General features: G+C 64.5%; 7 protein-coding genes and 1 pseudogene. 4 read left to right on the top strand and 4 right to left on the bottom strand.

Annotated elements, in window-relative coordinates:
* The coding region (locus Y705_RS21135) for an MFS transporter (RefSeq protein ID WP_155849953.1) at positions 1-798 on the top strand (798 nt) is incomplete at its 5' end.
* Positions 799-804: 6 nt separating this feature from the next.
* Here Y705_RS21135 and Y705_RS0106005 read toward each other — a convergent pair.
* From Y705_RS0106005 to Y705_RS23025, 3 genes are all read right to left on the bottom strand, one after another.
* Complete coding sequence (locus Y705_RS0106005; RefSeq protein WP_026532204.1) at positions 805-1,623, bottom strand: creatininase; 819 nt, start codon at positions 1,621-1,623, stop codon at positions 805-807.
* A gap of 69 nt (positions 1,624-1,692) precedes the next feature.
* The gene (locus Y705_RS17795; protein ID WP_081737833.1) at positions 1,693-3,462 is read right to left on the bottom strand and encodes a BCCT family transporter; all 1,770 of its coding nucleotides are present in this window, start codon (positions 3,460-3,462) and stop codon (positions 1,693-1,695) included.
* A 192-nt stretch (positions 3,463-3,654) separates the two neighbouring features.
* Positions 3,655-3,942 (bottom strand): 2Fe-2S iron-sulfur cluster-binding protein, encoded by a 288-nt coding sequence (locus Y705_RS23025; RefSeq protein ID WP_026532203.1) that lies wholly within the window; start codon positions 3,940-3,942, stop codon positions 3,655-3,657.
* A gap of 463 nt (positions 3,943-4,405) precedes the next feature.
* On the opposite strand from Y705_RS23025, the gene Y705_RS0105990 reads away from it, so the two are divergent.
* From Y705_RS0105990 to Y705_RS17790, 3 genes are all read left to right on the top strand, one after another.
* Positions 4,406-5,812, top strand: coding sequence for an MFS transporter (locus tag Y705_RS0105990; protein ID WP_081737838.1), 1,407 nt, complete (start codon positions 4,406-4,408; stop codon positions 5,810-5,812).
* Between the two features lie 34 nt (positions 5,813-5,846).
* On the top strand, positions 5,847-7,112 hold the full coding sequence (locus Y705_RS0105985; protein ID WP_049822353.1) for a M24 family metallopeptidase: 1,266 nt from the start codon (positions 5,847-5,849) through the stop codon (positions 7,110-7,112).
* A 99-nt stretch (positions 7,113-7,211) separates the two neighbouring features.
* Entirely contained in the window at positions 7,212-8,054 is an 843-nt protein-coding gene (locus Y705_RS17790; RefSeq protein ID WP_049822352.1) for an IclR family transcriptional regulator, read from the top strand.
* 33 nt (positions 8,055-8,087) lie between these two features.
* Here Y705_RS17790 and Y705_RS17785 read toward each other — a convergent pair.
* A pseudogene (locus tag Y705_RS17785) lies at positions 8,088-8,555 on the bottom strand (phosphoserine transaminase); the annotation flags it as partial.

Here is an 8,555-nt window from a genome sequence, read left to right as displayed (position 1 = left end):
CCCGCCGTGGCGGGCCTGCTGACCGCCGGCGTCGGGCCCGGTTGGGTGTTCCTGATCAATGCAGTCACGTTCGGGGCCATGGTCTACGTGCTCCTGGTCATCCGGTCCTCCGAGCTCCGGCCCCAGCCGAAGGCTCCACCCGGCAGGGGGCGCATCCGGGCGGGGTTCCGGTATGTCCTCGACCGGCCGGACCTGATGGTGGTGATGCTGGCCATCTTCATCGTCGGTACCTTCGGACTAAATTTTGCCGTCTACATCGCCGCGATGGCACGCACCGAGTTCGGCCAGGGCGCCGGAGTGTTCGGGCTCCTCTCCTCGGTGATGGCGGTGGGCTCCGTGGCGGGGGCGCTGCTCTCCGCACGCCGGGCAAGGCCTCGGCTCCGCTTCATCTTCGGTGCTTCGGCAGCGTTCGGCCTTGCCTGCGCAGCGGCCGCCGTAGCACCGACGCTGTGGATTTTCGGCCTCACCCTGGTTCCGGTGGGACTGTTCGCCCTGACACTGATGACAAGCGCCAACGCCTACGTCCAGACCACCACGGAGCCGGGAATGCGCGGGCGGGTCATGGCGCTGTACTTCGCCATCTTCCTGGGTGGCACCCCGCTGGGTGCGCCCGTGGTGGGCTGGGTCTCGGATGCCTTCGGTCCCCGCTGGAGCCTGGGGGTGGCCGCCGCGGCGGGTCTGATCGCGGCCGCCGTCGGCATCCTTTGGGCGTGGCGGTACCACGACGTGCGGCTGCGTTACGACCGTTCGGTTCCCCGTCGCCTGCGTATCGGTGGCGCTGCGGGCGACGGGTACTGACCGCTTCTAGGCGTACCCGGTGGGGCTGAGTTCGGAGACGAGGTCGGAGGTCAGCGATTCCACGACCTGATGGAACAGGAGCTCGCCCTTTTCCGCATCCGAGCCGGTGGGCGCGGAGAGGCACCCGCTCGCGGGAGTGCGGGAGGGAACTACCGGAAGCCTGTCGAACCTGGGCAGCTCCGCCGGCTGGTGGTCGACGGCCCGCTCGAGTTCGACGAGCTCCGGTTTCAGGTGGAGCATGAGCGATGTCTCGAGCACTCCGCCATGCTCGATCGCCCAACCGGGAAAGCCGTCGGGATAGACGGTGGCCAGCGTTCCCTCTGCTACGTAGTCCCAGTAGGACAACAGAAGGACGCACCGATCGTCGCCGGCGCTGATGCCGAGTTCTGTGAGCGCAAGGTCGATACCCTCGTAGAGGAACTGGTAGTTCTCGTAATGCCCGTTGAGGAAGACGATTCGTCGAACGCCCTGGTTGAACAGGGAAACCGTCAGGTTCCGTGTCAGACCGATCAGCGTGGCGGCATCCAGGCTCGTGGTACCGGGAAGATGGTTGCCTCCCCCTGATTTCTGCTGTGATTTGTAGCCGTAGGTGACAGGTTGGGCAACCAGGGCGCCGACGGCCTCGGCGACGGCGGTGGAGATCAGTGTGGACAGGATGGCGTCGGTGCCCATCGGCAGATGCGGGCCGTGCTGCTCCAGTGCGCCGACAGGAACCACGATGGTGCCGGAGCCGGTCTGCAGCCAGCTTCTGAAGGTATGGGCGTCCGTCTCCGACATCTGCACGCTGGACGGCCTGGGTGCGGTGGGGAACCTCTCTGACGTCATGGCGTGCCTCCCGGCATCGGTTCTGGGGCCGGCGCGGACTCATCGCCGCGCCGGCAGCGAAATGCTGGGCTAGGCGTCGCGTCGGTGGGCTACCGGAAAGTCGTCCCCGTCCGCCGGATCGTCCTCCTCGCGGTGATGCGGATCGTTGACTTCCCTCTCGAGCCGCTTGACATCCTTGTCCCGATTCTTCAGTCGCCTGATGAGGTTGGCGATCATCAGGAGAATCACGAACGAGAAGGGGAATGCGCCGATGATCGTGCCGGTCTGTACTGTGTCGACCACTGCGGTTCCGCCGATGGTCAGCAGGATCAAGGCCACCGAGGCGATACTGACGACCAGGACCACCCTGAACCAGGGGCCTGATTTCTTCGGTGCCGAGACGAACTCCGCAAGTGCGTAGGTGCCGGAGTCGAGGCTTGTCACGTAGTAGGTCGCTACGAGGATGGTGGCGATCACCAGCAGCGCTCCTCCGACGAACGGAACCATGGTGAGCATGGAGAACAGGCCGCTGGAGGTATCGGCCGCGACGTCCGCGGAGATCGAGCGCTCGGATGCGTCGTCGTAGAAGATGGCCGCAGAACCGAGTACGCCGACCCAGATCATCACGATCAGGGAGGGAATGACTGTCACGCCGATGACGAATTCGCGGATCGTGCGGCCACGGGAGATCCGTGCGATGAATCCGGCGACGAATGGCGAGAAGGCGATGACCCAGCACCAGATGAAGACGGTCCACCAACCGTTCCAGCTATCCTGCCAGCTGCCCAGCGGCGTGGAGGACGTGGGGGCGTCGGTCCAGAAGCTCATCGGGATGAAGTTGTAGAAGAAGGAGCCGAACGTCTGGGAGATGTTCGAGATGATGAAGATCGTCGGACCGAAAACGAACACCGCCACCACCAGGACGATACTCAGGATCGAATTGGCCTCACTGACCCGCTTCATGCCCTTGTTGACGCCGAGGAAGGCGGATACCGCGGTCAGTCCGCCGAGCGCGACGATCACGCCGATCCAGAGGCCGATGCTGGGCGGGACGCCCGTGAACGAGGACACGCCGGAGGTGAACTGCAGGGCCGCGAAGCCGAAAGACGTAGCGAGCCCCAGGACTGTGGCGATGATCGCGAGAAGCTCGACGATCACGCCGGAGCCGCGCTGGATCCGCTTGGGCAGTATGTCGACGGTCGCTTCCCGGAAGGTGAGGGTCTTTCCGAGGTTGTGGTGCGAATACGCCAGGCAGACGGCAACGACGCAGTACATGGCCCATGCTGTGAGGCCCCAGTGGAAGTACGTCCACACGATGCCGCCCTCTGCAGGGTTCCCGTTAGCGGGAACCACCGGGCTCTCGTCACGCAGCATGATCGGTTCCGCAACCGACCAGAAGATGAGCCCGATTCCCTGACCGCAGGCGAAAAGCATGGAGTACCACGCGAAGCTGCTGTGTTCGGGTTTGGCCTTGGGGCCACCCAGGCGGACCTTGCCGACGCTGCTGAAGGACAGCCAGCAGCAGACAGCGAGTGCGATGACCGAATAAAGGACGAACAGCCAGGTGAAACCTGAGGTGACGAAAGTGCGAAGCTCTCCGATCACGCCGGCTGCTCCGGCTGGATCCAGGGTCACTGCGACGATGAGGGCGACGATCAGGACCGGGGGGACGATCTTGATGATCGCGCGGTCAAGAGGGGGCGTGATCCGCCCGCGGAACCGGGGGAGTTCGACTTGCCGTGATCGCCTGTGCCTGCTGGTCGCGGCCTCTGCCTCTGCCTCGTCGGAGGTAGCCGCAACGCCCTCAGGAGCATACGGCGTTGACCCGCTTTTTGGTTTCTCTTGTTCGTGGATCGACATGCCAGCGTCCCTTTCAATGGGCGACCGCGACCGGTCGGCTGTGAGTGGTCTTCTCGATGGGGAGGAATACCGTACTGCAGATTTTTAGTTGCAATATGCACAACACGGTTGCAGGGAGTCTTACAGTGACGCGCCCCACAGTCAAGGGTGGTGCCGGTTGCTGGTCATCTCGGTGACGGTCGCAGGAAGTATCTACTCGTCCACCTGCCCGGGGAAGCGCGAGGCGACGCTGATCAGCGCGTTGGGCTCTTCGACGCCGGCGGAGAAAATGCCACGCGGGCGCTTCCGGTACATCGAGGCGCCGCAGGCAATCCTGTCCGCGGCCAGCGCTGCCGAGGCCACTGTGTCGCCGGGATGGGTGCTCAGTTCCACCCCGTCAAGGGTGAACTCGATCGTGGTGGACCTGTCGATGCCTTGACCGTGAACCAGGTCCACGTCGAGGCGTCCTGCCTGCCGTGCTGCGGGCTCCGCGGGGCTCACTTTGTTCCTCCAACAGGTGTGCTCTCCTGTGCGTGGACGAGTTCCGGCAACGCGGCATCGGGGCGGGCCCACAGGCAGTTGGAGCGGCTGATGGTGATTTTGCAGGCCATATTGCCACCGGGCAGCCTCTTCGGCGAAACCGTGGGTCGCCAGCGCGGGAGTTCCGCAGATCCACCAACCCCAGATGCACATCACACGTCGACCTGCTGAATGCGATCGCCGCTGGAGATGCGGATCGGGTGGGAGGGTTGGCGCTGGAGCACATCACCAGCTTCGAACGGATCATCAGGGCTGTCCTCTGGAGTGCTCGACCCCAGAGGCCACGCCTTCGACTCGCAGGTTTGGAGTCGTAGCGTGCCCTCTTTTGCGGGCTGAGAGCCCGGTGCTTGACAGTGACGCGGACCACTCATAGTCTGGTGCAACCCCGTTGCGTTCAATGCAACTCATACTTTCGGTGGTTGACATGACTCAGAGCTCCAAACCTTCGGTCGGCAGTTCGGAAGCCGAGGGTTCCGCACGAATCGCCCGTACCTCGGACTCGCCTCAGGACCTCGGCCCCACCCTCAGTGGCAGGGATCGGCCCGACCCGGCCGGAGTGGGCAGGAAGACCCGTAACAAGGTCGTCGCCGCGAGCTTCATCGGCAACTTCGTCGAATGGTTCGACTACGCGGTCTATGGCTACCTCGCGGTGACGATCACAGCTGTCTTCTTCCCGGAGTCGGATCCCCAAACGGGACTCATGCTGACGTTCGCCCTGTTCGCCATCTCATTCCTGGTCCGCCCCCTGGGCGGTTTCATCTGGGGGCACCTGGGCGACAGGATCGGCCGCCGAACCGCGCTGTCCTGGTCGATCCTGATCATGTCCGGAGCCACCTTCTGCATCGCACTGATCCCCTCCTACGAGACCATCGGCATCTGGGCACCCATCCTCCTGCTGATCATCCGCGTCGTCCAGGGCTTTTCCGCGTCGGGTGAATACGCGGGCGCATCGGCATTCCTCGTCGAGTACGCGCCGGCCAACCGGCGCGGCCTCTACGCCGCCGTCGTTCCGGCCAGCACCGCGACCGGGCTGCTCCTGGGTTCCCTCCTCGCCGCGCTCCTGACAGGCCTCCTCAGCACCGACCAGATGCAGGACTGGGGATGGCGGCTACCATTCCTCCTGGCCGCACCCATGGGCCTGATCGGCCGTTATATCCGGACCCGGCTCGAGGATTCGCCGGCGTTCCGCGAACTGGCAGAGGAGGACGACGTCATCAAGGCGCCGGTCAGGTCCATGTTTCGCGACCACTGGCGACAGTTGCTCCAGGCAGTCGGGGCGGTGCTGCTGAACGCCGTCGGATTCTACGTGATCCTCAGCTACATGCCCACCTACCTCTCCCAGGAACTGGGTCTCGATGAGACCGCCTCCTATGTCGCCACGACAGTCGCGCTTGTGACCTACATCGGCTTCATCTTCGTCACCGGCATGCTGTCGGACCGCTACGGGCGAAAGAGGGTGCTCATCAGCGCCTCGGTGCTGTTCATCCTGCTCACGGCGCCGGCTTTCATGCTGCTCGATACCGGGAACTTCCTGGTCATCATCCTGGTCCAGATCCTCCTCGGCGCCATGCTGACCCTCAATGACGGAACACTGCCCAGCTTCCTCGCGGAAATGTTCCCCACCCAGATCCGCTACTCCGGGTTCGCCGTGAGCTTCAACGTGTCCAACGCCCTCTTCGGCGGCACGGCACCCTTCGTCGCGACGCTCCTGATCGCGACCAGCGGGAGCAACCTCGCGCCCGCCTGGTATCTGATGGGGGCTGCCGCAATCTCGCTGATCGCCGTCGCATGCTCCGCTGAAACCAGCCGCAAGCCACTCCAGCAACGCTGACCAACAACTTTCCCGCAACCAAGTAACCGCAAGAATGAAGGAGAACACCGTGAGCATTTCCGTACCTGCCACCAGCGTCGCCGGGCTCGAGCGCCTGAAGGTCCTGCATAATGGCCAGAAGTCGCCCCTGACGTTCTCGGACGCCGAGTTCGAACGCCGCCTCGGCGGTCTGCGCCGGATCATGGCGGCCAAGGAGCTGGATGCGGTGATCCTGACCAGCTACCAGTCGATCAAGTACTACTCCGACTTCCTGTTCACCTATTTCGGGCGGTCGTACGCAATGGTCGTCACCGCCGAGGACACGGTGACCGTCACAGCCAACATCGACGCCGGAATGCCCTGGCGCCGCAGTTATGGCGAGAACATCGTCTACACGGACTGGCGCCGCGACAACTACATCCATGCCATTGAGGAGGCGCTTCGCCAGCGCGGCGTGGCTGCTCGGCGCCTCGGGGTCGAGGACGACTCGCTGCCCCTGGACAACCGGAACAAGATCCAGGCGGCCTTCGACGGCGCCACCCTGGTCGATGTCGCGCAGGACGCCATGCGCCAGCGCATGATCAAGTCCGCGGAGGAGATCGAGGTCATCAAGCATGGTGCCCGCATCGGTGATCTCGGCGGCGAAGCGATCAAGTCCGCCATCCGCGAAGGGATCTCGGAGTACGAGGTCGCCCTGATCGGGACCGAGGCGATGGTGCACGAGATCGCGCGGACGTTCCCCGACTCCGAGATCCGGGACACCTGGGTGTGGTTCCAGTCCGGAATCAATACCGACGGGGCGCACAACTGGGCGACGACGCGGAAGCTCCAGCGCGGCGACATCCTCTCCCTGAACTGCTTCCCGATGACCAGCGGCTACTACACGGCACTGGAGCGCACCCTGTTTCTGGGGGAGCCGGACGAGCGCAGCCTCGAGCTGTGGAATGTGAACGTGGACGTCCATCGCCGCGGCCTGGAGCTGATCAAGCCTGGAGCTGTCTGCAAGGACATTGCCGCCGAGCTCAATGAGATCTACGTGGATCGCGGCCTGCTCGCGAACCGCACGTTCGGCTACGGACACTCCTTCGGCGTACTCAGCCACTACTACGGACGTGAAGCCGGACTGGAGCTGCGCGAGGACATCGATACCGTCCTGGAGCCCGGCATGGTGGTGTCCATGGAGCCGATGATCACCGTCCTGGACGGTCAGCCGGGTGCAGGAGGCTACCGTGAACACGATATTCTCGTGGTCAACGAGTCCGGCGCGGAGAACATCACCAAGTTCGGTTTCGGGCCGGAGAACAACATCATCCCCTGCTAGCAGCGGGGCCCCGGGGAATCTCTCCCCGGAGAGGCGGAGGGCGGCAAGGTCTGTTTGCAGGTCTTGCCGTCCTCCACCGCCATATCGAGGAGTGGGATCATGCCCAACCAGGCAAACGACGCGAACGCCGAGCCGAGAAACGCTTCGGTGATCGTCAACGTGGTGCAGGTTCTGCGCTGTTTCACGACGGACGCCCCGCTGCTCGGCGTCACCGAGATCGCGGCGCAGGTGGCGCTGCACAAGTCAAGTGTTTCGCGCATTCTGGCGACCCTCGAACAGGAACGGATCGTCGAACGCGACGAACTGTCCCGCAAATTCCGGCTCGGCATGGGCCTGATCGCCATCGCCGGTCCACTGCTGGCCAACCTCGATGTGCGCAGGGTCGCCTTCCCGACGCTGAAGGAGCTGGCCGAGTCCACCGGCGAAACGGCAGCCCTCAACATCTGGGACGGCTCCGAGTCGGTGTCCGTGGAGCAGATACCCAGCAAGAAGCAGGTCAAGCACACCTCACCCATGGGCAGCCGCTATGCGACGGCACTGAGCGCGACGATCCAGGTCTTCCTGGCCTTCGAGGAAGAAGCGTCGGTACGCAAGCTGCTCGCCGCCGGAACCGTGGATCTCGGCGGACCCAGGGCCGGCTCCATCGATGACTACGTGGCACGCCTGCGCGGGGTTTACGAACGCGGCTATGCCAACAATTTCGGCGAGACCTCGCCGGAGGAGGTCGGCGTCGCAGCTCCGGTCCTCGACCACCGCGGGACTGTCGTGGCGGCCGTTCTGATCGCGGCACCCTTTTATCGCGTACCGGAGGAACGCCTCGCCGACCTGGGTGCTGCCTGCAGGGACGCCGCCGACGGAATCAGCCGTCGGCTCGGAGCGCAGCCGACGGATCCGGCAGGTCAAATGATCGCCGCCCTCCGGCTACCGGGTGCCGCCGGATAGCAGGCGGCCCCGAACCTCGGCGCGGACGGCTGCCTAAAGCTGCCCGACCACGTAGTCGATGCACTCGAGCAGCGCGGAGACATCGCTCGGTTCGATGGCCACGAACGTGGCGATGCGGAGTTGGTTCCGGCCCAGCTTGCGGTAGGGCTCGACGTCGACGACACCGTTGGCCCGGAGCACCCGGGCGACCCTTGCGGCGTCGACGGAGTCCGCGAAGTCGATGGTCGCAATGACGTTCGACCGATCGTCGGGGTTCTGTACGAAAGGTGTGGTGAGCGGCGACGCCTCGGCCCAGGAGTAGATGCGCCCGGCCGAATCAGCGGTTCGTGCCGTGGCGAACGCGAGCCCGCCGCTCTCGTTGAGCCACTTCACCTGCGCATTGAGGGTGATGAGCGTGGAGAGCGACGGCGTGTTGTACGTCTGATTCAGGCGCGAGTTGTCGATGGCGGTCTGCAGGTTCAGGAAATCCGGAATCCAGCGGCCCGATCCGTTGAGCGATGC

The organism is Arthrobacter sp. H41, from assembly GCF_000520535.1.
Lineage (GTDB): Bacteria > Actinomycetota > Actinomycetes > Actinomycetales > Micrococcaceae > Arthrobacter_D.
This window is presented reverse-complemented; position numbering and strand designations above follow the sequence as displayed.

Coding starts and splice junctions, on each gene's coding strand:
- Y705_RS0106005 (WP_026532204.1), bottom strand. CDS start 1,623: ATGACGTCAGAGAGGTTCCCCACCGCACCCAGGCCGTCCAGCGTGCAG.
- Y705_RS17795 (WP_081737833.1), bottom strand. CDS start 3,462: ATGTCGATCCACGAACAAGAGAAACCAAAAAGCGGGTCAACGCCGTAT.
- Y705_RS0105990 (WP_081737838.1), top strand. CDS start 4,406: ATGACTCAGAGCTCCAAACCTTCGGTCGGCAGTTCGGAAGCCGAGGGT.
- Y705_RS0105985 (WP_049822353.1), top strand. CDS start 5,847: ATGAAGGAGAACACCGTGAGCATTTCCGTACCTGCCACCAGCGTCGCC.
- Y705_RS17790 (WP_049822352.1), top strand. CDS start 7,212: ATGCCCAACCAGGCAAACGACGCGAACGCCGAGCCGAGAAACGCTTCG.